Origin of the sequence: Nocardioides sp. R-C-SC26 (assembly GCF_021246465.1) — a bacterium.
Classification (GTDB): Bacteria; Actinomycetota; Actinomycetes; order Propionibacteriales; family Nocardioidaceae; genus Nocardioides.
Genome location: NZ_JAHRHK010000018.1, coordinates 1 through 23,504 on the forward strand (window position 1 = coordinate 1; position 23,504 = coordinate 23,504).

Consider the following 23,504-nt stretch of genomic DNA (forward strand, 5'->3'; position numbering starts at 1 on the left):
TACCAAACGTGTTTCAGCAGGGAAATCGGGCCGATCGGCGCCGAAAACCTGCAAGAACACGTTTGCTATCCCCGACCACTGCCGGCGTCATAGAAACTGAACCTGAATCGCTGTCATCTTTCTGGCTCAGACCTTAGAGTTCCCCCACCCGTACCTCCGGAGGATCTCTGCATGCCCAGCTCCCGCCCCACCACCACGCCCCTCGGCGACGACGCCGGCGACCCTGACGACACCTCGGGCGCCTCGTCGCCAGGCGGCCGTACCCGCGTCGTCCGGATCGGCACCGCGGTCGCGACCGCCGTCGCGCTGGTCGCCGTCGCACTGAACCTGCCCCAGAGCGAGGCGGACCGCAGCGGCCTGACGCTGCAGCACCTGGAGGAGGCGCGGAAGGCCGGCCTGGGGCTGCCGCACACCGACTTCCCCGGCATGCCGGCGCACACCGACGACCACGAGCTCAACAACGCGCTGGCGCGAGGTGGCGAGTCCGGCGCCGAGACCGTCGACCCGACGTCGGCGTCCCAGGCCAAGCGAGCCGTCGACTACGTCGCCTCGCAGCGACGTCTACCGGCTCCGAAGCTGACCCGTGCCCGTGCCTACCAGAAGCGTGCTCTGTACCCGCAGGACCGCTACGCCATGGCCAACGGCTGCTACCGCATCGGCACCGGTGCGGCGTTCTACTTCAAGGCCGTCGACCTGGGGCAGTACCTGCTCTACACCCGTGACCAGAAGTTCCTCGGCGGCAGCTCCTCGCTCGGCGTGCTCTCCACGCCGAGCCCGCAGACCGAGTGGACGGTGCGCAAGAGCGGTTCTGGATTCACCTTCGCCCTGCCCTCGGGCAACCAGCTGACCTTCGACGGGCGCGAGTACGGCCTGTCCTCCTTCGGGACGCCGTTCAAGCTCACCCGGTCCGGCGGCTGTGCCGCCTACCCGGAGTCGGCGATCAACATCGACGGCGCGCCCTTCGCGGGCGTCACCGACTTCCAGGAGGTGCGCGGCTTCGTCGACGCCCACACCCACGGGATGGCCTACCAGTTCCTCGGCGGCGAGGTGCACTGCGGCAAGCCGTGGGATCGCTACGGCGCGCCCTACGCCCTGGTCGACTGCGAGGACCACCAGCTCACCGACGGCAAGGGCGCCGTCCTCGAGGCGGCCCTGTCCGGCGAGCCGACCCACGACCCCGTCGGCTGGCCGACGTTCAAGGACTGGCCGGCACCCAACTCCTTGACCCACGAGGGCACCTACTACCGCTGGATGGAGCGCGCGTGGCGCGGCGGGCAGCGGCTGTTCGTCAACCTGCTGGTCGAGAACAACCAGCTGTGCCAGCTCTATCCGCTCAAGCGCAACAGCTGCGACGACATGACGTCGATCCGTCTGCAGGCCAAGAACATGTACCAGTTCCAGGACTACATCGACGCGCAGTTCGGCGGGCCCGGCAAGGGCTTCTACCGCATCGTGCGTTCACCGTGGGAGGCCCGCAGGGTCATCAACGAGGGCAAGATGGCCGTGGTCATGGGCATCGAGACCAGCGTGCCGTTCGGCTGCACGTTCAAGGCCGTGCTCGGCAACGACATCCCCCAGTGCACCGCGGCCGACCTGCGCCGGCAGATCGGCGAGATGCATCGGATGGGCGTGCGCCAGATGGAGTTGGTGAACAAGTTCGACAATGCACTCGCCGGCGTTGCCGGCGACGCGGGCGCCATCGGACCGCTGGTCAACACCGCCAACTTCCTCGAGACCGGCACGTTCTGGAACATGAAGCACTGCGACCCGGCTGACGGAGAGTCCGCGGACAACCCGCAGATCGCCTTCCCCGACGTCGCGGGTGAGCAGCAGGACGCCCTCTTCGGGGCGATCGGCCAGCTGTTCGGCGGCGTCCTGCCCGCGATCCCGGTGTACGGGCCGCCGGCCCACTGCAACGCGAGGGGTCTGACCGACCTCGGCGAGGTTGCGATCCGCGAGCTCGCCAAGCGCTCGATGATCTTCGACCCCGACCACCTCAGCGTGAAGGCCCGTCAGACGTCGATGGATCTGGTCGAGAGCATGGACTACCCCGGCGTGATCTCCAGCCACTCCTGGTCGACCCCCGATACCTACCCCCGCATCTACAAGGCGGGCGGCTTCATCACCCCCTACGCGGGCGACTCGACGACGTTCGTGGACAAGTGGCGCCGCCATCTGACCTGGGCCGACCCGCGCTACTACTGGGGCATCGGCTTCGGCGCCGACATCAACGGTCTCGGTGCGCAAGGCAACCCGCGCGGGGCGGACGTCGCCAACAAGGTCACCTACCCCTTCCAGGGGCTCGGCGGCGTGAAGGTCTCGCGCCAGGTCGCCGGCGAGCGCGTCTTCGACATCAACAAGGACGGCGTCGCCCAGTACGGCCTCTACCCCGACTGGGTGCAGGACCTGACCAAGGTGGCGGGTCGCGACGGCGCGGCGATCTTCGACGACATGTCCCGCGGCGCGGAGGCCTACCTGCAGATGTGGGAGCGCGCGATGGGCGTCGCGGCCGACTCGTGCCGCAACGCGAACCTGCGCCAGCAGACGTCGACGGTCCTGAAGCGGATCAAGCCGGGCATGACCACGCGCGCGGTGATGTCCGCAGTCGGCCAGCCGTACACGCGTCTGGGCACGACGTTCGGCATCTGCACCCGCGAGCCGGGGCGCGCCAAGGTCGGCGTCGACATCGTGTTCAACAAGGCGGGGCGCGTGGTCTCGGTGGGCCGAGCCGGACCGCCGTGGCTCGACGAGCCGGCACCCGTGGGTGCCGGCTCGTCGCATGTCCGGGGGTGATCCGGTTCACCCGGATCGCCGTCCGCGCTCAAGTTACCCCCCGGTAGGATCGCCTCACCCCACCGAGCGTCTGACGCGAGGCCGGGGCGTCACTAGGCTCGCCCTGCCCGCGCCCTGCGGGCGGTCCCCCGCGAGGAGCGCACACACCCCATGCTGCAGATCGCTGCCATCGTCATCTCCCTCGGCGTCAGCGTCGTCGCCATCGCCGCGACGACGCTCGCCGTCCGCCGGATGCTCGGCGTCATCAAGATGGGCCAACCCGCCCCGGACCGCACGGGCAATCCGGTGGGTCGCACGGTCACGATGCTCAAGGAGACCTTCGGCCACACCCGCATGCTCCAGTGGACCTGGGTCGGCATCCTGCACTGGTTCGCGTTCGCCGCGTTCATCGGGCTCTCGACCGCCGTCGCGGCCGCGTACCCGCAGCTGTTCGACCCCGAGTTCACGCTCCCCGTGCTCGGCCAGTTCTTCATCTACGAGTGGGCCGCCGAGCTGCTCGGCCTCCTGGGTGCGCTCGCGATCATCCCGTTGATCGTCTACCGCCTGCGCCACCGCCCTTCCAGCGAGGGACGCCGCAGCCGCTTCTTCGGCTCCACCATGTGGCAGGCCTACTTCGTCGAGGCGATGGTGCTGCTGGAGAGCTCGGCGATCCTCTTCATCCGCGGTGCCGAGTACAACCTCGCGCAGGCGCACGGCGGCGAGGTCGCCGACCACGCGACCGCCTTCCACTTCCCCGTCTCCCAGTACTTCGCCAACCTGTTCCCCACGGGCGAGGACTCGATCGGGACGCTGGAGAACATCATCTTCGTCATCGCCACGATCAAGATCGTCTCCGCGATGGTCTGGCTGATGGTGATCGCGAACAACCTCACCATGGGTGTGGCCTGGCACCGCTTCACCGCCTGGTTCAACATCTGGTTCAAGCGCGAGGACTCCGGGCGCACCGCGCTCGGCGCCCTCAAGCCGCTGACCTCCGGGGGCAAGGCGATCACCCTCGACGACGTCGACGACCTCGACGAGGAGTCCACGCTCGGCGTCGGCCGGATCGAGGACTTCTCCTGGAAGGGGATCCTCGACTTCACCACCTGCACCGAGTGCGGCCGCTGCCAGAGCCAGTGCCCGGCCTGGAACACCGAGAAGCCGCTCTCGCCCAAGCTCCTCGTGATGGGCCTGCGCAGCGCCGCCTACGCCAAGGCCGCCGGCGACCCCTCGTACGAGGATCGCGCCCTGATCGGCAAGACCGACGCCGACGACGTACTCGGCGAGGGCGCCGAGGTCACCGACTGGTTCTACAACCCCGAGGGCGGCGACTTCGTCATCGACGAGGACGTGCTCTGGTCGTGCACCTCGTGTGGCGCATGCGTGCAGCAGTGCCCCGTCGACATCGAGCACGTCGACCACATCGTCGACATGCGTCGCTACCAGGTGCTCGTCGAGTCCAACTTCCCGTCCCAGCTCAACGGCCTCTTCAAGGGCCTGGAGAACAAGGGCAACCCGTGGAACATGTCGCCGTCGGCGCGCATGGACTGGGCCAAGGACCTGCCGTTCGACGTCAAGGTCGTCGGGGAGACGATCGAGTCGCTCGACGAGGTCGAGTGGCTGTTCTGGGTCGGGTGCGCCGGCGCCTACGAGGACCGCGCCAAGAAGACGACGCGGGCCGTCGCCGAGCTGCTCGACATGGCCGGCGTGACCTTCGGCGTGCTGGGCAACGGCGAGACCTGCACCGGTGACTCCGCCCGTCGAGCCGGCAACGAGTTCGTCTTCCAGGGCCTGGCCCAGCAGAACGTGGAGACCTTCAAGGAGTACAAGGTCAAGAAGGTCGTCTCGACCTGCGCACACTGCTACAACACGCTCAAGAACGAGTACCGCGAGTTCGGCATCGAGCTCGAGGTCATCCACCACACGCAGCTGCTCAACCGCCTGGTGCGTGAGGGCAAGCTGACGCCGATCAAGGAAGGCGCGGGCGCCCACCAGCGCACGATCACCTACCACGACCCGTGCTACATCGGCCGTCACAACGGCGTCTACACCCCGCCTCGCGACCTGCTGCAGATCCTGCCCGGGGCCCAGTACGTGGAGATGGAGCGCAACTCCGAGCGCTCGTTCTGCTGCGGCGCCGGCGGCGCGCGGATGTGGATGGAGGAGACCCTCGGCGAGCGGATCAACGTCAACCGCACCGACGAGGCGATCGGCACGGGGGCCGACCAGATCGCCGTCGGCTGTCCGTTCTGCCGCGTGATGCTCTCCGACGGTCTCACCGCCGCCCAGGCCAACGGCACGGCCAACGAGTCCACCGAGGTGCTCGACGTCGCCCAGATGCTGCTCGCCTCGGTCAAGGGCGAGCGGGCGACCAAGCTGGCCCCCGAGGACGGGGAGCGCGCAACGACGACACCTGCAGAGGCGAAGGCCGCCAAGGCCGCGGAGAAGTCCGCGGCCGCGCAGGCTGCCGCCGACCAGGCCGCAGCAGCGGCGGCCCAGAAGGCCGCGGCCGAGAAGGAGAGCACCCAGCGCGACGAGGCCCTCAAGGCCGAGCCCGAAGCGGGCGACGCGACCATCACCGAGGACACCGTGGTCGAGACCGCGGACGCCGGACCGGCCGCCAAGGCCAGCGGTGGCTCCTCGATGTTCGACGATGCGAGCTCGATGTTCGACGAGCCCGCCGCCTCCAAGGCCGACTCCGCCCCGGCGGCGGCGCCCTCCTCCGGTGGCTCGCTCTTCGACGACGCGGGCTCGATGTTCGACGAGCCCGAGAAGGCCCAGTCGAAGCCTGCCGAGTCCCAGCCCGACGAGAAGGCGGCATCCGCGAGCGGATCACTCTTCGACGACGCCGGGTCGCTCTTCGACACCCCTGCGGCCACGGCGACGTCCTCCGAGAGCACGACCGAGGAGAAGCCGGCTTCTGACGCACCGACCGAGGCGTCGTCGCTGGGCAGCGGCTCGCTGTTCGACCTGGGCGACGCTCCCGCCGAGCAGACCCCCGCCGAGGCCGAGCCCGCACCCGCCGAACCGGCCGCTGCCGAGGCTGAGCCGGCTGCCACGAAGACGGAGACGCCCGACGTCGACCTGAACTCCGGCGGTTCGCTCTTCGACCTCAGCGCACCCGAGCCGGCGCAGGCCTCGGCGAGTGCCGCGACGGAGACGAAGCCCGCGTCCGCGTCTGCCGCAGAGCCAGCAGCGGAGGAGGCGCCGGCCGAGACGGCGCCGGCGGCGAAGAAGGCGCCCGCAGCCGAGCAGCCGGCACCGACCGCCGCGATCCCGGAGAGCGGGTCGCTGTTCGACATCGCCGCACCCGAGGCTCCGGCCTCCTCCACGCCGCAGCCTGCGGCGGAGAGGACGGAGTCCACGCCGAAGGCGGAGGCGACGGAGGAGGCGGAGAGCCCAGCATCCGCCGCCACCGCCGAGGCGGCGGACACCCCGGACGCCCCGGACGGCGCCGCCGTGACGGCCGCCGCCACCGCAGCCGCACCGGCCGACGAGCTCAGCGGGGAGCCGGACGACGACGTCGCGGCGCGGGCTGCCGAGACCTCCGTCGACGCCGAGGACGCCGCGGCGGAGACCGAGGCGTCAGGCCCCGACGGGGCAGACAGCGACGAGCCCGACGACGAGCCCGACGACGAGCCCGACGCCACCACGGCGCCCGCGCCGGCCGAGGAGAGCGCGCCGGCGAAGCCGACGTCCAGCGGGGCGACGCACACCCCGCGCACCGATGTCGACATCAACGAGTCGGGCAGCCTGTTCGACCTCTGACCGCGCAAGCTCAGCCCGAGGGGCGTTGACCCGTCTTTGTCTGAAGACGGGTCAACGCCCCTCTGACGTCATGACGACACCACAGCGATGTCACCTTGCTTGCATTTGACGTCATTGTGATGTCATAGTGACGTCATGGACATCGCCCCGTACGTCGAGCACCTGCGTCGCGACCTGCTGACGGCAGCCCAGGGTGCCGGAGCGGACGTCGTCGCGGCGGCGGAGCGGCTCGGCTTCGCCATCGAACCGGCCGCCCGCCTGGCCCTGATGGAGGCGGTCAGCCAGGCCTGTGCCGAGATCACCGCCGAGATGCCCGCCGGCGGCGTGGACGTCCGGCTCGACGGCCGCGACCTCGCGTTCGTCGTCGACGCGTCGACGACGCCGCCCGCACCTCGCGGCGGGCACGACGCCCCGCCTGCTCCCCCCGTGCCTCCCGTGCCGCCAGTGCCGCCCGCACCTCCCGGCGAGCCCGACATCGACGACGCGACCGCCCGCATCACCCTGCGGCTGCCGGAGTCGGTCAAGGCCCGCGCCGAGGACGCCGCCGCGGCCGCCGGCCAGTCACTCAACACCTGGCTCACCAACGCCGTGCGGCGCGCGACCGACCCCGACACGATCAGCGTGGATCTGGACCTCTCCAGCGTTCCGTTCCTCGGCGGGCAGCGCGGCCCCGGCGCTCGCCGCATGACCGGGTGGATCTAGCCCGCCCGGCCCCGCACCTTCACCCGTTCGCACCGAACACCGCTCGCCCGCACCGCGACGACCTCCCGGTCGTCCGGCGGACGAGCTCACCCGAAAGGCACTCACGATGAATCACGTCGAGCACCGCATGGACACCCCCACACCGATCGGCGTGCACCTGGAGTGCGTACGCGGCTCGGTCACGATCGAGGCCGCCGACACCGCCGTGACGCACGTCGACCTCCACGGTCCTGACGCCGAGGCGACCAGCGTGCGCCTCGACGGCGACCAGCTGACGATCACCCCACCACGCCCGCGTGGGCTGCTGGGTTCTGACCGCCGGCTCGACATCGCCGTCACGTTGCCCGCCGGGAGCCGGCTCGCGGCCAAGCTCGGCAGCGCCGAGCTGACCACCTCCGGCGAGCTGCGCACCTGCCGGTTGACCACCGGATCGGGACGGCTGCGCCTGGCGACGGTGGGCGACGCCTCGATCGGCTCCGGCTCCGGCGACGTGCACGTGGAGGAGGCGCGCGGTGATCTCGAGATCAAGGTCGGCAGCGGCGACGTCGTCGTCGGCAACGCCCACGCTGACGTCGCGATCTCGTCGGGATCCGGTGACGTCCGTCTCGGCACCTGCCACGGCGCGGTGACGGTCAAGTCCGGCTCCGGCGATCTCCGCGTCGCCTCCAGCAGCGGGGGCCTGGGATTCAGCACCGGTTCCGGGGACCTGACGGCCGACGTCGTCTCGACGGGCCGTGTGCAGGTCAAGGGCGGCTCGGGCGACGTGCGGCTCGGCGTCCCCGCCGGGACGCCGGTGTGGACCGACGTCTCCACCGTCACCGGACGCATCCGCTCCGAGCTCGTCGCCACCGGCGAGGCGGAGCCCGGCCAGCCGTTCGTCGAGGTCGTCGCCCGCACCGTCTCCGGCGACGTCGTCCTCACGCCCGCGGCACCTCGCTGACCGCGCCGTCTCGCCATCACCCCGCCACCCCACGACCCGAGGAACCACCATGGACCCGCTCACCCAGTACACCTCCGCACACACCCGCCCCCGCGCACTCGACGAGCCCGACGTCGTCCGGACGGCGCGCGCCACGGTCCGCGACGGACGCCGTGCGCGCCGCCGTCGCGTGATGGCGTCGCGCCTGCGATCGGTCGCGGACCGCCTGGACGGCTGATCTTCACTCGCCGCCGGCCGTGCGACCGCCCTGCGGATACCGACCCATCCGTCGGTGAGTGCCGTCACACTGGCCAGATGCTCCGCCCTCTGCTCCTCGCCACCTCCGCCGCCGTCCTGACGACCGGCCTGCTCGCACCGGCCCTCGCAGCGCCCAGCGGTGCCACCACGGACGGTCCGCTCCGCGTCGCGGCGCCGACCGCGGTCGTGGCGGCCGACGTCGCGCCGACGTCACCCATGCCTGCCGCGCGGCAGAGCGGCTGGACGCCGCGGCCCGCGCAGTACCGCTCGACGGTGACGACGAAGGACCTGCCGATCCGGATGGACGACGGCGTGGTGCTCCGCGGCGACCTGACCGTGCCGGCGGTCGACGGCCGGGCGATCCGCGGCAAGGTGCCGGTGATCATCACGCTCACCGCATACAACAAGACCGTGCTCGGCACGGGGGGCGGCCTCTCCGGCCAGGGCTCGGACCCGACCTACCTGGTCAAGCGCGGCTACGCCCAGCTCACCGTCGACGTCCGCGGCACCGGCTCGTCCGGCGGCACGTGGGGTGCGTTCTCGCGGCGCGAGGGCAAGGACGCCGCGGCCGTCGTCGCGTGGGCCAGCAGGCAACCGTGGAGCGACGGCACCTCCGGCATGACCGGGCCCTCCTACATGGGCATCTCCCAGCTGTTCGCCGCAGCTGGGCGCCCAGCCGGACTCAAGGCGCTCTTCCCCCAGGTGCCTGGGGCCGACGTCTACCGCGACGTCGTCGCCTCCGGCGGTCAGATCGACGTCGGGTTCATTCCGCTGTGGCTGGGGCTGGTCACCGGCACCGGGCTCGTCCCCCCGGCCTACGGCGCCTCCGAGCCCGCTGCCGGATTCGGCTGGCTCGTCGACCGGCTCATGACCGCGACCACCTTCACCGCCCCGCTCATCGCGTCGGCGCTGCTGGGGGGCGATCCCTCGGTGGACGGCCGGTTCTACCGCGACCGCTCGCCCATCGAGGTGATCGACAAGGTGAAGGTGCCGACCTTCTTCATCGGCGGTGAGTACGACCTGTTCCAGCGGGGCACCCCGCTGCTCTTCGAGCGGCTGCAGCGCGCCGGCGTCCCGACCCGGATGATCCTCGGCCCGTGGGACCACCTCGAGGGCTCCTCCGGAGCCGACGTCGGCGACGCCGGTTACGGCACGCTGCAGGAGCTGCAGCTGCGGTGGTTCGACCACTACGTCAAGGGTCGTAAGGACGCCGCGCTGCTCCGCGACATCAAGCCGTTCACCTATTACGAGATCGGCTCGGGCCGCTGGGTCGGCACCGACGCCTTCGTCGCCGACGACCTGCGAGCGCGAAGCTTCCGACTCTCGGGCAGCGCCCGGGCCGGAGGCGGCAACGGAGCCCTGGTGACGCGGGGGGCCCGCGCGGGCACGGCGGTCGTGCCGCCGATCCCGGTGAGCGGACTCTGCACGCGGTCGGCCAACCAGTGGACCGCCGGGGTGATGAACCTGATCTGGGCCGAGAACCCGTGCTTCCGCGACAACGCACTCAACGACCTGGCGGGCGTCACCTTCGACTCCGCGCCGATGTCGAAGCCACTGCGCTTCCAGGGCCCGCTCAACGCGCGGCTCTACACCTCGACCCCCACCGGCGACGGCATGCTGTCGGTGGCCGTCTCCTCCGTGGCGCCGAACGGACGCGTGAACCGGATCACCGGCGGCTGGCAGGTGATCTCGCACCGGGCGCTGGTGCGCGCCAAGTCGCGGTACCTCGATGGTGAGCTGATCCAGGCCTGGCACCCGTTCACCCGCGCCGCCAAGGCACGTCTGGGTCGTGGCGCCGTCGCTCCGATCGACGTCGAGATCTTCCCGACGGGAGCGGTGATCGCGAAGGGGCACCGGCTGCGGATCAGCATCCAGGCCTTCGACGTCCCGCACCTGCTCGCGCCCGTTCCGGACCTGCCGCTGCAGATCGCCCCGATGACGATCCACGCCTCGAACCGCTACCCCTCGGTGCTCACGCTGCCCACGCGGTGACCAGGGCGGGGTCGCGACTCACCGGGGTCTCGAGACGGTCGCAGGGCGACCTCCTCGACCACCGGCAGCACCGGTGGTTGAGGAGCCCGGCCGAGGAACGAGGCCGGGCTTCTCGAAACCCCGCTCAGCGCAGACCGAGCGACCCCGAGAGCATCGGCTGCCACGCGTAGGCGGCGTCCTCGGCGATCCGGGCGTCGAAGTTCGCCGCGATGTCGGCGGGCCACGGCTCGGTGCGCCGCTCGGTGACCCGGACGCAGAGGAAGATCTCCTCGAACACGCAGGTGAGCTGACGGTTGGTGTCGTCGAGGATGTAGACGACGGCGTGCACCGCTCGCTCGGTGCGCCCGACGAGACGCACCCGCACCGACATCGCGTCGCCGGTCTTGAGCTCGTGCAGGTAGGTCAGGTGATGCTCGGCCGAGAGGCACGCCAGCCCGCTCAGCAGCGGCCAGTTGAAGGGGATGCCGAGGTTGACCAGCGACTCGTCGAGCCCCTCGCTGCCGATCCCGAGGTAGTGACGGACGTTGAGGTAGCCGTTGATGTCCTCGAAGGCGACCGGCACCGGCTGCGCCGAGTAGGCGGGGAGCGCGAGCAGGTCGTCGTAGCTGGGCTGGGTGCTCATGCCCTGACCGTAGCGACCCCCGCGCCACGATGCTCGGCATCGCCCCGCAGGACTCGCTCCCCGACCTGGCGTCGGCTCAGGACTTCATCGCGACGCCGACCCGCCAGTACCCCATGAACGCCACCTGGTGACGGTCCATGCCGAGGTCCTTGACCAGCGCTCGCCGCAGCCCGGTGACCACCTTCGCCTCACCGGCGATCCAGGCGTAGAGGCCCTGGAGCTCGTGACCGACGGTGCGCGCGTCGTCGTCGAGCGCCTCGCCGGAGGAGGAGTAGACCGGCGTCTCCCACAGGTCGGTGTCGACCTCCTCGTCGCTCACCTCCGTCTCAGCAGCAGCGTCGCCGAGGTGGGCGAGCACGGCCGCGTGCAGCGCGACGCCGCGCGGGGCGCCGTCACGCGGCAACCAGGTGACGCTGATGCCGACGGGGTGCTGCAGGGTCAGCACATCAGCACTGAGGGGCACCTCCAGGAAGACCGCGCCGACGGCGTCGACCGGCAGCTGCTCGAGGATCGCGCCGACCGCCGGCACGGCCGTCTCGTCGCCCACGAGGAGCAGCTGGTCGGCATCTCCGGGCGCGAACTCGATGCCCCCGAAGTCCGCGCCGCGGCGGGGGGCGAGGGTGACCAGTCGATCGCCGACCCGGGCCCGCTCTCCCCAGGATCCGCCCGGGCCGGTCTCGCCCTCGTGCACGACGAAGTCGACGACCAGGCGCGTCGCGGCACCCTCACCGCGGACGGCGCGCACGGTGTAGGTGCGCATGTGGCCGCGCTCCTCGACCGGACGCTCGAGCCAGGTGCCGAACCACGACTCGTCTGCCCCCTCCAGCGAGGGCAGCGGGTGGTCGCCGTCGGGCAGGACCAACTTGATCCGCTGGTCGTACAGTGCGCCGTCGACACCGAAGTCGGCGAGCGCGGGTGATCCGAATTCGACGCGGACGAAGCTGGGCGAGAGGCGCTCGACACTCGTCACCTCGATCTCCTCCAGCAGCATGGGGAGCTCGGTGGTCGACACAGCCATGGCGGCACAGCCTTTCAACGAAGGGTCGGCTAACTAAGGCGACCCTAACTCGCGCTACCTCGACCTGCCTAACCGCCATGACGGTCACGTGGGGCGGTGATCTGCTGAGGAAACTCGCGCGCGGGTTCCTCAACAGGTCACCGCCCTGCCGGGCTCCACCACCCAGACCCTCAGTAGGTCACCGCGCCCACCCTCCTTCACGGCGGTGGCGGACGACGTGCCGGACGCCCGAGGGCGGACTCAGATCGACGTGCGGTGGAAGCTCTGGAACGAGCGGGACGGCGTCGGCCCGCGCTGGCCCTGGTAGCGCGAGCCGTACTTGGCCGAGCCGTACGGGTGCTCCGAGGGCGAGGAGAGCCGGAAGAAGCAGAACTGGCCGATCTTCATGCCCGGGTAGAGCTTGATCGGCAGCGTCGCGACGTTGGCGAGCTCGAGCGTGACGTGCCCGGAGAACCCGGGGTCGACGAAGCCGGCGGTGGCGTGGGTGAGCAGACCCAGGCGGCCCAGGGAGGACTTGCCCTCCACCCGTGCCGCGATGTCGTCGGGCAGCGTCACGACCTCGTAGGTCGAACCCAGTACGAACTCGCCCGGGTGCAGGATGAACGGCTCGTCCCCCTCGGGCTCCACGATCCGGGTGAGGTCGGACTGGTCCGCCGCCGGATCGATCGAGGGGTACTTGTGGTTGTCGAAGACCCGGAAGAACCGATCGAGGCGCACATCGACGGATGACGGCTGCAGCATCGCGTCGTCGTAGGGCTCCAGCGCGATGCGACCGGATGCGAGTTCGGTCTTGATGTCCCGATCGGAGAGCAGCACGGCCTCAACCTACTCGCTGCGCGCACCGCGACCGAGGTGGTTCACCCGCGGGACAGGTTCGGCCCATGGGAGGCTTCGCCCGTGCGTCTCTCGCGACAGGTCGGACGAGCAGCCACGACGGCACTGGCGATGGTCGCGGTCGCCGCCGTCTTCAACCTCGCGTTGCTCACCTACTTCGCTCTCGGCCTGGACCCGGCAGCCACCCGGGCCACCGACGGCGCGCGCGAACTGCGCCTGGCCCACCTGGCCATGCTCGACCAGGAGACAGGCCTGCGCGCCTATCTGATCACCGGCGAGGATCGCTCGCTGCAGCCCTACCTGGACGGCGTCCAGGACGAGGCCGAGCACCTCGCCGGCGCCGAGTCCAAGCTCGGCGACGTCGCGTCGATCCGCGGATTGCTCGCCGAGCGTGAGCGTGCCATGAACGCGTGGTCGACCGACTGGGCCACCGAGGCACTCCAGGAGGGCCGCCGGCTCTCCCGGACCGAGGCCAACCCGACCAAGAGCGCGTTCGTCGACGACGGCATGGCCCTCTTCGACACCTACCGGACCGCGCACCAGGCCGCCGTCGACGCAGCCGACCAGCATCGCTTCGACCTCGAGGACCGGCGCAGCCTCGCCCTCGGGCTCGCGATCGCCGGCCAGCTCGCGCTGTTCGTCGCCGGCGCGGTCGTCGTGCGCCTCCAGGTGCGCCGACTCAAGGCCGGCGTCGTCGAGCCGGTCGAGGGGCTGCTCGCCACCATCGCCGACCTCCGGCACGGCGACCTCGACGCGCGCGCCACTCCCGCCGGCCCCGACGAGTTGCGCGACATCGCCTTCGGGCTGGACGAGATGGCCAGCGCTCTCGCCGCCGAACGCGACGCCGTCGCGCGGCGCGAGGTGGATCTGATCGACGCGCGGGCCGAGGCCGAGGCCGCCAACGCAGCCAAGTCGTCGTTCCTGGCCACGATGTCCCACGAGATCCGCACCCCGATGAACGCGGTCATCGGGATGTCGGGGCTCCTGCTGGACACTCCGTTGAACGACGAGCAGCGGGAGTTCGCCGAGACCGTGCGCACGAGCGGCGACGCGCTCCTGACGATCATCAACGACGTCCTGGACTTCTCCAAGATCGAGGCCGGCGAGCTGGTGCTCGAGGAGCAGCCCTTCGGCGTGCGCGACTGCGTCGAGAGCGCCGTCGACCTGGTCGCCGCCCAAGCGGCCGCCAAGGGCCTCGACGTCGTGGTCCACCTCGATCCCGACGTGCCTGCCCTCCTCACCGGCGACGTCACCCGGACGCGCCAGGTGCTGGTGAACCTGCTCGGGAACGCGGTCAAGTTCACCCAGCGCGGCGAGGTCCTCCTCAGCGTGCGCGTGCTGGACAGCGTCGACGCCGAGCGCCCGCGACTGGCGTTCGCCGTCCGCGACACCGGGATCGGCATTCCCCCAGACCGCCTGGACCGGCTCTTCCTGGCCTTCAGCCAGGTCGACTCCAGCACCACGCGCGTCTACGGAGGTACCGGCCTCGGCCTGGCCATCAGCCTGCGGATCGCCGAGGCGATGGGAGGTTCGCTCGACGTCCAGAGCACCGTGGGCCTCGGCTCGACCTTCACGCTCTCGGTGGCACTGCCGGTGGCACCCGGCGGCGTCGACGTCGTCCATGTCGCGCCGGCGGAGCTGCCGGGCCGGTCTGTGCTGATCGTCGACGACAACGCCACGAACCGCCGGATCCTCCGGGCGCAGTTGGAAGCCTGGGGAATGGACGTCACCGACGAGGGACATTCCCCGACGGCCCTGGCGCGCATCCAGGACGGCGAGCGCTACGACATCGTCGTCCTGGACATGCACATGCCCGATCTCGACGGCGTCGCACTCGCGACCGGGATCCGGGAACTGCCGGATCACCTCGCCACCCCGCTGGTGCTGCTCACCTCACTCGGCGACCGACCGCCGGAGGGACGAGCGCTCGGACTGGTCCATCTCACGAAGCCGGTCAAGGCGAGTGCCCTGCGCGCCACGCTGGCCAGTGCCCTCGGCGGAGCAGCCGTGGTGTCCGATGTGGACACCGTGCTCGACGCACCCGCTCGACTGCGCATCCTGCTCGCCGAGGACAACGCTGTGAACCAGCGCGTCGCGACGTTGCTGCTCGAACGGCTCGGGCAGCGACCGACCGTCGTGTCCGACGGCGCCCAGGCCGTCGAGGCCGTCCGTCGATCCACCTACGACCTGGTCCTGATGGACGTCCAGATGCCGGTGATGGACGGGTTGGAGGCCACCCGCCAGATCCGTGCCGAGCTGCCCGCCGACCGCCAGCCGCGGATCGTGGCCATGACGGCGCACGCCCTCGACCACGACCGCGACGCCAGTCTCGCCGCCGGAATGGACGGCCACCTGACCAAGCCGGTACGGGTCGAGGAGCTCGCCGCGGTCCTCTCGCGCATCGCCGCTGGAGTGGTTGCTCCGGCGACCCCCGCCGCGGTGCCCGACGAGCACCCCGTCCTCGACCATGCGGTTCTCGATGCCCTGGTCGGCCACCTGGGCGAGGCCGGCGCACGCTTCCGGGCCGACCTCGTCCGCACCTGGATGACGACGGCGGAGCAGCAGGCGAACGGGCTCCGCGAGGCGGCCGACGCCGGAGATGCCAGCGCGGCCGCGGCGTTGCTGCACAGCCTGAAGTCGGCCAGCGCATCGGTCGGTGCGATGCGTCTGGCCACGCGGTGCTCGCTGCTGGAGGCTCAGATCCATGCCGGAGAGCCGGTCGCCCTGGCGGACGAGATCGACGGCGTCCTCCAAGCCGTGGACGAGGTGCGCACCGCCTGGGCCCGTGCCTGAGGTGTCATCCCTTCCGCTGGGGCGTGGTGCCTGGTCGGCGTGTGCTGGGATGGATCCTGTGAGCCACCCCTACCGCCGCTACGTCGCGCTCGGCGACTCCTTCACCGAGGGCGTCGGCGACGTCGACCCGGCGCGGCCCAACCAGGTGCGCGGCTGGGCCGACCGCGTCGCGGAGGTACTGGGCCGCGCCGCCGCGGACTTCGGCTACGCGAACCTGGCGATCCGCGGCCGCAAGCTGGGACCCATCGTCGCCGAGCAGCTCGAGCACGCCCTCGCGATGGAGCCCGACCTGGTGACCCTCTACGGCGGCGCGAACGACATCCTGCGCCCCAGCGTCGACGTCGACGACCTCGGCACGATGCTCGACGACGCCGTCGCCCGTCTGCGCGCGACCGGCGCGCGGGTGCTGGTCTGGACGCCGTTCGACCCGGGCGGCTCGGCGACCTACAAGCTGCTGCGGGGCCGCTTCGCGCTCTATGCCGAGCACGTGCGTGAGACCGCGGACCGCCACGGCGCCGACGTCGTCGACTTCTGGCGGCTGCGGGAGTACCGCGACTGGGGCTACTGGGACGAGGACCGGATGCACATGGCCGCGCCGGGCCACCAGCGGATGGCGATCGAGGTGCTCGACACCCTCGGCCTGGATCACGATCTGGTGCCGCTCGCGCCGATCTCGCGTCAGGTGCCGTCGCGACGCGAGGCCTGGCAGCAGAACGCCGACTGGATGCGCACCAGCGCCGCGCCGTGGGTGAAGCGACGGCTGACCGGCACGTCGTCCGGCGACGGGCTGAGCCCCCGGTTTCCCGAACTGACGCGGATCTGACCGCGCCCGGAGCAACCGCGGCCGGGGACGGCCCGGAGGGGATCCGGTCCGCCCCCGGTGCGATCAGCCGACGGCGAGTGCGACCGAGGTCGGCGCTCCTCCGACCCTGAACGGCGCGCTGACCTTCAAGCCTGCGACCGCTACCCGCGTGACGGTGCCGTCTCGCGGGTCGGCGACGAAGGCAGCGTCGCCCAGGAGCGTCATCGTCGGGCGGGTTCCGGTCGTGCCGAATTCCGGAACCACGGACACGGCGGCGGTCTCGACTCCCGTCCGCGCATCGACGGCGCGGATCCTCCCGTCGGTGGTCAGCACGAGCGCGGTGCCGCCGGCGGCTCGATGCAGCGCGAACGAGCGCACCGTCCCACCGATCGACATCGGGGCCAGGGCAGCGGCCTCCGGGTCCACGCGGACGAGCCCGGTCGGTCCGAAGTTCCCCACCATGTAGTCGAGGCCCTCAGCCGTGCGCAACGTACCCACGCGCGCTGCGGGATCGGCCTCGGCGGGCTCGACGAGCTTGGCGGTGTGCCAGTGGTCGCCGTGAGCCTCGACGACGATGACCCCGTCGGCACAACCGAACGCGACGACGTCGCCCACGCTGCCTTCACCGTGCAGCTGCGGGCAGTCATCCACAGATTCCACGACGGCCCCGGCACGGTTGCGCACCTCGACTCCGGTCGGAAGGCTGGCCGACGGATCCGCAGCGTCGGGCACGCTGATCACGACGTGGCCCGCGAGCGGCACCGCCACACCGTGGTGAGGACGAGCCGCTCGGATCCGGGTGGCGCCGAGCGGCTTGGTGCCGAGATTCTTCTCGGGCACCAGGACGACCGACCCGTCGCCGTCGTGGAAGATCGCGAGCATCCCGTCGTGCGAGACGACGTGCACGGGGGTGTCCCCCGAGATCGACCGGGCCAGCAGGGTCGGGACCTGCGAGGCGGCGTCGACGACGACCGTGCGGTCGGCACCTCCCTGGGCGATGACGGCATAGCGACTCGTGCCGGTCGAGTAGGCCAGGCCGGGCGCGTCGAGGGCGAATCGGCCGAGGAGGGCGCCGGTGGTCGGATGCACGAGCGTGGCCACCGGGGCGGTCGCGTCAGTGACGACCAGCGCCGGCTTGGGCGTCGGGGCGGGTTTGGGCTTGGGCTTCTTCTTCGGCGCGGCGGCCACGGGGCCAGCGATCGCTGCGAGCGTGACGGCGGTTGCCGCAGCTCCGGCTACGGCCGCGATCGGCCGTCGTGAACGCCGGCCGCGAGCGCCGTCGGTGAATCGATCCATGCGTCTCTCCTTCTCGAGGGAACCGCATCTCATCACATAATGAGAATCATTGTCATTTCGAGGCGCGACGGAGCGGCCCCCGGACACCGCGCGTTGCAAGACCGACTGAGTCGCGACCCGACGGTGTGGGCAGGCTCCGGAGGAGCGGGCGGACAGGCGTCGCCGGGAGGAGAGGAACGGAGCGGACGACGAGGTTCGAACTCGCGACATTCAGCTTGGGAAGCTGACGCTCTACCAACTGAGCTACGTCCGCATGCGACCACTCGCGTGGCTGCGCTCGGATACTACCGGGTTCCCGCGCGGCGGTCGGCCTGGCCCGACGAGCGGCGCCACCGATCGGTCTCGCCGGCGGCAGACGGTGCAGTCGTCACGTTGTCGGCGCGGAGAAGTGACGCCGGAGCCGACGGTGCCGATGGACGAAGAACGCGCGGACGACCGCGCGCAGGACGGCGCCGAGACCGGGGAGCGGCAACCTAGGCGTCAGCGTGACGGTGTCGGTGACCTCGGTCGTCGACCCCGCCTCGCCGAGGACGCGCCGGTGCTCCCACCGCTGCATCGCGAGCATCGTCGACTGCTCGTGGAAGCTCGTCCCCGGCACCAGCTCCACGATGGTGAGGTTGTCGTAGTCGAACGGCACCACGCCGCCGAGACGCAACCAGGCCCGCCCCAACGCAACACCGAGCGGGACGGTGTCGACGGTCGCCTCCCTCGCGCCGCGCGGCATGCTCATCGTCATCAAGGGACGCATCTCGTCGTTGATGCCGGCGGGCGTCACGACCCGCGCCCACACCTCGGCGACAGGGGCGTGGATCGTCGTCGAGAGCGTGAACGAGTACGCGCGGCGCATGTCGCCATCCTCCAGCGAGGTGCCCGTCGGCCTCCACGCCTGGTCTCACCGATGCCGTATCGGCGCGGTCTCTAGGCTCGCGCCGTGACCTTCGAAGGCTTCCCCGTCGCGGCACTCGACTTCTACGACGACCTGGAGATGGACAACACCAAGTCCTTCTGGGACGCCCACAAGGACGTCTACGCCGCCAGCGTGAAGGCCCCCTTCGCAGCCCTGAGCGCGGCGCTGGAGCCGGAGTTCGGGGCGATGAAGGTGTTCCGCCCCTACCGCGACGTCCGATTCGCCAAGGACAAGACGCCCTACAAGACGCACCAAGGGGCCTTCGTCGCGGCTGGGCCGGCGATCGGCTGGTACGTCGAGCTGTCGCCGCGCGGCGTCCGAGTCGGCGGTGGGTTCTACGAGGCGAGCGGGGAGCGGCTGGCCGCCATCCGCGCAGCGATGGACGCGGAGAAGACCGGCACCGCGCTGGCCCGCCAGCTGCAGCGCTACGAGAAGGCCGGGTTCGAGGTCGGCGGCGACCGTCTCAAGACGACGCCGCGCGGCTTCTCCGCCGACCATCCGCGCATCGGGCTGCTGCGCCACCGGACGCTCTTCGTCAGCCGCTCCTACGGCTTCGAGCCGGTGATCCACACCCCCGAGGTGCTCACGATGATCCGGGACGACTGGCGCCGGCTCCGTCCGCTGGTCTCCTGGGTTGCCGACGCCGTCGACGGCGTGCCCGGTCCGCCGACGCGGCGTTGATCCGGCGGGTCCGGATGAATCGCGCGGAAACCGATGAATCCCCTGCCGACGCGGGGTCGTTGCTGACATGACCGATCACGACGACGACCACCCCGCCGGCTGCGCCCCGCTGGTGCTCCGTGCCGAACCGTTCGCCGAACCCACCCTCATCGATCTTCCCGACGGCGTGCCCGTCGTGGAGCTGCACCACAGCGGTGTCACCATCGCCGACCTCCCGCGTCACTTCGACAGCGGCTTCGCCACGCTCGCGACCCTCGGGCCGGTCGGCCCCGGCTACGCCGTGTACCTGGGCGATCTCGGTGCCGCCTTCGACCTCCGGATCGGCTTCCCCGTCGCCGCCGTCCCCGCCGAGTTGCCAGACGGCGTGCTCGCGACGACGTTCCCTGCCGGGCGGGCACTGGTGCTGACCCACAGCGGCGGCTTCGAGGGCCTCGGGGCGTCCTGGGGTCGGCTTCACTCCGGCCCGGACGCCGTCGCCGCGACGTCCGCGATCGAGATCTACGTGAGCGACCCGTCGATCACACCGGCCGCCCATCTGCGCACCGACATCGTCGCGACACTGGACTAATCCACTCGGGCCATTCCGGCGTCCGCCCCTGGCGGCGTCGGCGGACCAGGTCGAGAATGCCGGAACTCCCTCCGTCTGGCTCCGGCCACTCCTCCAAGGACTCCGCCATGGCTCCGACCCGAAGCTCACGTGCCAGCATCGGGCGCCTCGCGCTGATCCTCACGCTCGCCGCCACCGCGATCGGACTTTCCTCCACTCCGGCCCAAGCAGCACAGTCGCGCCTCCAGGTCTTCGTGGGCGGCGGTCAGATGTTCATCAGCCCACCCAGCGCGGACAACGCGATCGACAGCCGCAACGACGTGCTGGTCGACCTGTACCGCGACCGGATCGAGATCACCGAACGCTCGCCCGAAGCGACCCTGGAGATCCATCCTGCCGCGGAGACCGGGTGCGCCGTCCAGGGCGCCAAGGTCGTGTGCACCCAATCCGTGACGGCTGTCAGCGTGCTCACCAAGGCCGGCGCCGACCGCATCGTCTTCGACCAGCCCCAGGACGACAGCCGCACGCTCAACGCCGATTGCGGCGACGGCGACGACGCGCTCCACGCCGCCCGCACAGGCGCCGCCGCCCTGCTCGGGGACGTCGTCAGCTGCGAGACGCGCTCCGACGAGCTCCCCGACGACTCCGAGCCCGTGCAAGTCGATCCGTTCGGCGTGAGCGAGGGCCTGGTCGTGGTGCCCCTGCCCAAGGTCACCGGCGTGCCCTACTGCGCGGGACGCAACCCCAAGAAGTGCGGCTCCTTCACCTTCTGGACCGAGGCCAAGGCGCGCCAGCGCCTCAAGGCGAGCGGCCTCAACTACCAGCTCAACGTCAAGTACGTCACGACGTACACCGCGGCACAGAAGATCCTCAAGCAGTACGTCACCAAGGGCGTGGTGACCAACACCAGCAACATCGCCGACGGCGACATCCTCGAGGTGAAGGAGGTCCTCTACGACGAGATCTACCGGCGCCACAAGGTGGACCGATCGAAGTTCCGTGCCTCGACGCTCAACTTCCCCTACGTCGTGAGCTACACCGTCTACCTGCCCCCGGTGCCGGACCCGCCCAGCGGTTGCCCCTACGCCACGGGGATCTACACCGACATCGACCCGAGCACGAAGGGCCAGCAGCGCTACGACGTCAAGAAGGAGCTGCTCGGCACCAGCCGCGCCTACGCCGTCGACGCACTCACCAAGCGCTTCAAGTGCCCCAACGTGGACATCAAGCTCTTCCCGGTGCTCAACAACACCGCGGACGTCGAAGCTGTGCGGGACGTGAAGTTCCGGAAGGCGGAGAAGCGGGTCACTCTCGAGCTGAACGTGCCTGCTCGGCCGGACCTGATCCTGCAGCTCTCGGGGCGTTCGCGCACCTTCTGGCTCGACTCGCCCGCCAACGCCGATCTCTTCGACGCCGAGCTCGGCCCGTTGGTCGACGGACGATTCGCACTCGCCCCGAACAACCGCACGACGGTGAACGTGCGGCTCTTCGAGCGCGTCACCGGCAAGTCGATCAACGGCCTCGGCACCGTGATGGTGATCGACGACGACGGCGACCTGGTGGCCGAGCAGACCGCGACGGGCGCCGGCGACACCACTCTCACCTTCCCGGTCAAGGACACCACGGAGCTCTGGTTCGTCGGCACGATCAAGGCTCAGGGCGGACGTCTGCTGACGTCGTTCGCGAGAAGGGCGGTCGTCGACACCGGTCCGATGCTGGCGACGGCGCGAGGCGCCGTCTTCACCCACGACGCCGCTGGCGTCTACGTGCGCAACACCCAGGCCAGCCTGCTGCTGCCGGACCTGCAGCAGGCGCGAGACGCCGTCAACACCGCGCGTGAGTTGTTGCGGGGTGCCCCCGACGGCACATCGGCAGGTCAGGCTCGCGACATCATCGAGACCAACCAAGGTCTGATCCTCAGCAAGCCGACCGCGATCCTGCGGCACATCCACGAGCAGACCGGGTTCGAACTCGGCAGCCTTCACGCGGTCGCGGGCGGGCCGGTCACCGACGCCAGTCTCGACACGGGGACGCCCGGAGGCATCGTGATCGTGCCGACCAAGGTCGCGCCCGCGACCGGCGTCGAGGGCGGGTCCTCCACCGGGGTCCGCCCGGCAGCGAGCGGCGTGCCCGCCGCCATGACCGGCCCTTTGGTCAGCGCCCTCGGCGGCAACAGCGTGCTGGGGCACGAGGCCGGCGGTTTCATCGCCAACGGGCGCTACATCGTCGATCTCGGTCCGGCACCCCCGGCTGCGCGGCAGGCGGCGGCCCGCGGATTCGGCGACTGGTTCAGCGGCCTGGTGCGGCTGGTCTCCAGCAGCGTCGGGAAGCTCGGCACCTCGTTGCAGCGGGCCGCAGCCGCTGTCGTGGACGGCGCCGCCCAGGTCGCACGCAGCTTCACCGGCGGAGCCACGGCGCCCTCGTTGGTGACGGTCAACGGTCGCTCGGTGATCCTGCCGCCGACGTTCAGCGCGCTCCCCGGTGCTTCGTCGGTGAACGCCGGCACCACGCCCGCGGCGCAGATCAAGGGCCAGCCGCTCGCCCCCACCCAGCGGCTGCGGGACGCGACCGGGCTCATCGCCAACGACGGGACCAGCCTGATCGCCAACGACGGGACCAGCCTGATGCCCAAGTTGGCGAACGCGCTGATCGCCAACGACGGATCCGGACTGATCGCCAACGACGGATCCGGGCTGATCGCCAACGATGGAGCCGGCCTGTTGGCCAACGACGGCGCCTCCTACCGTGCGGCCTGGGGCACGACATTGATCTCAGACCACGGCGCGGGCCTGATCGCCAATGACGGCGCGGGCATCGTCTCGAATCACAGCACCGGCATCGTCGCCGGGGGTGCCGGCAACTGACCGGGCGCTCCCCCGATCGGGGGTGACCCGCCTGCCACGGCAGACGGGTCACCCCGCAGGTTCGGTCAGCGCGGGGCGAACCAGGCGTCGCTGAGCACGACGGCGCGCAGATCGTCCATCGATAGTGCGGGGGCGTCCATCGTCGGGGCGACGTCTTTGCCCTCGGGCCCGTTGTAGGACAGCGCGGAGACGACGTAGCCGTGTCGCCACGCCATCAGCCCGTGCGAGGTGATCTGGTCGGCCACCTCGGGGCCCCACTCGAGCAACAGCACGCCGTCGCGGACGATGCACGAGCCCGGATCGTTGTCCGGGTTGGCCTGGTTGGCCGGGTCGACGAACTCCTCACAGCTGGCGAGCGTGTCGGCGCGCTCGATGATCACCGTGGTGAAGGTGCCGTCGACGGCGAAGTGCGCGATCTTCTCCTGGGGGTCGTCGCGGTAGCGGAAGCCGGCCTCGTCACCCGAGGTCTCACCGATCTCGACGTCCGGAATCAGGTCGCCGACCTGCTGCGGGATGGCCTGCGCGCGGACGGCGATGTCGGCATCGACCAGCAGGGGATCGGCGATCGTGTCATCGCCGGGAGTGGACGACGGCGGGCTCGGTGCGTCGCTCGGCAGCGGCGACGTGCTGCCGTCGGCGAATCCCACCGACGACGCATCGCTGCCGCCGTCGCCCGAGAGCAAGCCCGGACCCACGCTCGCCGCGACGCCGATGACGCCGATCACGGCG

16 protein-coding genes and 1 tRNA gene are annotated in these 23,504 nt (G+C 70.8%); 11 read left to right on the forward strand and 6 right to left on the reverse strand.

What is annotated here, in order from left to right:
- Nucleotides 1–171 precede the first annotated feature (171 nt).
- From KSO97_RS14885 to KSO97_RS14910, 6 genes are all read left to right on the forward strand, one after another.
- Nucleotides 172–2,793 (forward strand): dipeptidase, encoded by a 2,622-nt coding sequence (locus KSO97_RS14885; RefSeq protein WP_232680236.1) that lies wholly within the window; start codon nucleotides 172–174, stop codon nucleotides 2,791–2,793.
- A 150-nt stretch (nucleotides 2,794–2,943) separates the two neighbouring features.
- Nucleotides 2,944–6,540: a (Fe-S)-binding protein gene (locus KSO97_RS14890; protein WP_232680238.1), complete on the forward strand. Its 3,597-nt coding sequence runs from the start codon at nucleotides 2,944–2,946 to the stop codon at nucleotides 6,538–6,540.
- A 135-nt stretch (nucleotides 6,541–6,675) separates the two neighbouring features.
- On the forward strand, nucleotides 6,676–7,242 hold the full coding sequence (locus KSO97_RS14895; protein WP_232680240.1) for a toxin-antitoxin system HicB family antitoxin: 567 nt from the start codon (nucleotides 6,676–6,678) through the stop codon (nucleotides 7,240–7,242).
- Between the two features lie 127 nt (nucleotides 7,243–7,369).
- Nucleotides 7,370–8,182 carry a DUF4097 family beta strand repeat-containing protein gene (locus KSO97_RS14900; RefSeq protein WP_232680241.1) on the forward strand — a complete coding sequence of 271 codons (813 nt, stop codon included), beginning with the start codon at nucleotides 7,370–7,372 and terminating at the stop codon, nucleotides 8,180–8,182.
- A gap of 49 nt (nucleotides 8,183–8,231) precedes the next feature.
- Nucleotides 8,232–8,399: a hypothetical protein gene (locus KSO97_RS14905; protein WP_232680243.1), complete on the forward strand. Its 168-nt coding sequence runs from the start codon at nucleotides 8,232–8,234 to the stop codon at nucleotides 8,397–8,399.
- 77 nt (nucleotides 8,400–8,476) lie between these two features.
- Nucleotides 8,477–10,411, forward strand: coding sequence for a CocE/NonD family hydrolase (locus tag KSO97_RS14910; RefSeq protein WP_232680245.1), 1,935 nt, complete (start codon nucleotides 8,477–8,479; stop codon nucleotides 10,409–10,411).
- A 124-nt stretch (nucleotides 10,412–10,535) separates the two neighbouring features.
- Here the strand turns inward: KSO97_RS14910 and KSO97_RS14915 are convergent, their stop codons facing one another.
- From KSO97_RS14915 to dcd, 3 genes are all read right to left on the reverse strand, one after another.
- A complete protein-coding gene (locus KSO97_RS14915) occupies nucleotides 10,536–11,033 on the reverse strand; it encodes a thioesterase family protein (protein WP_232680247.1) in 498 nt (165 codons plus the stop codon).
- Between the two features lie 76 nt (nucleotides 11,034–11,109).
- Nucleotides 11,110–12,051, reverse strand: coding sequence for a siderophore-interacting protein (locus KSO97_RS14920; protein ID WP_232680249.1), 942 nt, complete (start codon nucleotides 12,049–12,051; stop codon nucleotides 11,110–11,112).
- 240 nt (nucleotides 12,052–12,291) lie between these two features.
- Nucleotides 12,292–12,867 carry a dCTP deaminase gene (gene dcd, locus KSO97_RS14925; RefSeq protein WP_232680251.1) on the reverse strand — a complete coding sequence of 192 codons (576 nt, stop codon included), beginning with the start codon at nucleotides 12,865–12,867 and terminating at the stop codon, nucleotides 12,292–12,294.
- Between the two features lie 81 nt (nucleotides 12,868–12,948).
- Between dcd and KSO97_RS14930 the strand changes: the two genes are divergently transcribed.
- On the forward strand, nucleotides 12,949–15,678 hold the full coding sequence (locus KSO97_RS14930) for a response regulator (RefSeq protein ID WP_232680253.1): 2,730 nt from the start codon (nucleotides 12,949–12,951) through the stop codon (nucleotides 15,676–15,678).
- Between the two features lie 58 nt (nucleotides 15,679–15,736).
- On the forward strand, nucleotides 15,737–16,501 hold the full coding sequence (locus KSO97_RS14935; protein ID WP_232680255.1) for an SGNH/GDSL hydrolase family protein: 765 nt from the start codon (nucleotides 15,737–15,739) through the stop codon (nucleotides 16,499–16,501).
- A gap of 63 nt (nucleotides 16,502–16,564) precedes the next feature.
- Here KSO97_RS14935 and KSO97_RS14940 read toward each other — a convergent pair whose 3' ends face one another.
- From KSO97_RS14940 to KSO97_RS14950, 3 genes are all read right to left on the reverse strand, one after another.
- Complete coding sequence (locus tag KSO97_RS14940) at nucleotides 16,565–17,776, reverse strand: hypothetical protein (RefSeq protein ID WP_232680257.1); 1,212 nt, start codon at nucleotides 17,774–17,776, stop codon at nucleotides 16,565–16,567.
- Nucleotides 17,777–17,956: 180 nt separating this feature from the next.
- Nucleotides 17,957–18,029: transfer RNA gene (locus tag KSO97_RS14945), tRNA-Gly, on the reverse strand.
- Between the two features lie 114 nt (nucleotides 18,030–18,143).
- Nucleotides 18,144–18,623 carry a hypothetical protein gene (locus KSO97_RS14950; protein ID WP_232680259.1) on the reverse strand — a complete coding sequence of 160 codons (480 nt, stop codon included), beginning with the start codon at nucleotides 18,621–18,623 and terminating at the stop codon, nucleotides 18,144–18,146.
- An 84-nt stretch (nucleotides 18,624–18,707) separates the two neighbouring features.
- Between KSO97_RS14950 and KSO97_RS14955 the strand changes: the two genes are divergently transcribed.
- The 3 genes from KSO97_RS14955 to KSO97_RS14965 all read left to right on the forward strand — a co-directional run bounded on the left by KSO97_RS14955 (nucleotide 18,708) and on the right by KSO97_RS14965 (nucleotide 22,775).
- On the forward strand, nucleotides 18,708–19,364 hold the full coding sequence (locus KSO97_RS14955; protein ID WP_232680261.1) for a DUF2461 domain-containing protein: 657 nt from the start codon (nucleotides 18,708–18,710) through the stop codon (nucleotides 19,362–19,364).
- 67 nt (nucleotides 19,365–19,431) lie between these two features.
- Nucleotides 19,432–19,932 carry a GyrI-like domain-containing protein gene (locus tag KSO97_RS14960; protein ID WP_232680263.1) on the forward strand — a complete coding sequence of 167 codons (501 nt, stop codon included), beginning with the start codon at nucleotides 19,432–19,434 and terminating at the stop codon, nucleotides 19,930–19,932.
- A gap of 107 nt (nucleotides 19,933–20,039) precedes the next feature.
- Entirely contained in the window at nucleotides 20,040–22,775 is a 2,736-nt protein-coding gene (locus KSO97_RS14965; RefSeq protein WP_232680264.1) for a hypothetical protein, read from the forward strand.
- The last annotated feature ends 729 nt before the right edge of the window (nucleotides 22,776–23,504 follow it).

What these genes read in the sequence shown, in the direction of transcription:
- KSO97_RS14885 (WP_232680236.1), top strand. Translation starts at nt 172, where the DNA reads ATGCCCAGCTCCCGCCCCACCACCACGCCCCTCGGCGACGACGCCGGC.
- KSO97_RS14890 (WP_232680238.1), top strand. Translation starts at nt 2,944, where the DNA reads ATGCTGCAGATCGCTGCCATCGTCATCTCCCTCGGCGTCAGCGTCGTC.
- KSO97_RS14895 (WP_232680240.1), top strand. Translation starts at nt 6,676, where the DNA reads ATGGACATCGCCCCGTACGTCGAGCACCTGCGTCGCGACCTGCTGACG.
- KSO97_RS14900 (WP_232680241.1), top strand. Translation starts at nt 7,370, where the DNA reads ATGGACACCCCCACACCGATCGGCGTGCACCTGGAGTGCGTACGCGGC.
- KSO97_RS14905 (WP_232680243.1), top strand. Translation starts at nt 8,232, where the DNA reads ATGGACCCGCTCACCCAGTACACCTCCGCACACACCCGCCCCCGCGCA.
- KSO97_RS14910 (WP_232680245.1), top strand. Translation starts at nt 8,477, where the DNA reads ATGCTCCGCCCTCTGCTCCTCGCCACCTCCGCCGCCGTCCTGACGACC.
- KSO97_RS14915 (WP_232680247.1), bottom strand. Translation starts at nt 11,033, where the DNA reads ATGAGCACCCAGCCCAGCTACGACGACCTGCTCGCGCTCCCCGCCTAC.
- KSO97_RS14920 (WP_232680249.1), bottom strand. Translation starts at nt 12,051, where the DNA reads ATGGCTGTGTCGACCACCGAGCTCCCCATGCTGCTGGAGGAGATCGAG.
- KSO97_RS14940 (WP_232680257.1), bottom strand. Translation starts at nt 17,776, where the DNA reads ATGGATCGATTCACCGACGGCGCTCGCGGCCGGCGTTCACGACGGCCG.
- KSO97_RS14950 (WP_232680259.1), bottom strand. Translation starts at nt 18,623, where the DNA reads ATGCGCCGCGCGTACTCGTTCACGCTCTCGACGACGATCCACGCCCCT.
- KSO97_RS14960 (WP_232680263.1), top strand. Translation starts at nt 19,432, where the DNA reads ATGACCGATCACGACGACGACCACCCCGCCGGCTGCGCCCCGCTGGTG.
- KSO97_RS14965 (WP_232680264.1), top strand. Translation starts at nt 20,040, where the DNA reads ATGGCTCCGACCCGAAGCTCACGTGCCAGCATCGGGCGCCTCGCGCTG.